General features: G+C 46.8%; 2 pseudogenes. Both read right to left on the bottom strand.

The annotated features are described in order from the left end of the window. Nucleotides 1–379, bottom strand: a pseudogene (locus tag ACTHUR_RS17075) (putrescine/spermidine ABC transporter permease); the annotation flags it as partial. Nucleotides 380–394: 15 nt separating this feature from the next. Further along, nucleotides 395–556: pseudogene (locus ACTHUR_RS17070) on the bottom strand (polyamine ABC transporter ATP-binding protein); the annotation flags it as partial.

Raw genomic sequence — 556 nt, 5'->3', positions numbered from 1 at the left:
TGGCATAAGCGGTCGGATAACCAATCAACAGGCAGATGATGGTCGTTGTCAGCGCAGTCTTAATCGAAGACCAGTAGGTCATCAGATAGATATTGCTGTTTTCACTGTCGCCAAACGGATTGAGCGTATTCCAAAAGTTTTGGAAGATGTCGGCGTAGTTCTGATAGCTGATGGCAATGTTCAGACGGCCTAAGTCTTCATCAATCGTCGTCAACGGCGTAAATGGCGGAATAGCGATTTCTTGTTCGGCAAAGCTGATTTTCAATACGATGGCGAACGGAATCAGAAACAGAATCAAAAGCCAAATATACGGCACGGCAATCACTGCACGCTGTCCAGGACGGCGGAACAGTTTGTTTTTCAGTTTTTTAAGGTCCATTGCATTTCCCTCAAATTAACTGTACAGAGGCGTAGGTTGGTTTTCAGGCCAGCTGATATAGACAGTTTCGTCCCAAGTCGGCGGTGTAATGTTGCGCACATACCAATAAGGTGCGGGAACTTGGCTTTTGACGACACGGCCGTTGGCGAGTTTGATATGGTAAATCGCAAAGCTGCC

The organism is Neisseria sp. P0021.S007 (assembly GCF_051956855.1).
The sequence above is the reverse complement of the archived record's forward strand: the minus strand, read 5'-3'. Positions and strand labels throughout refer to the sequence as shown.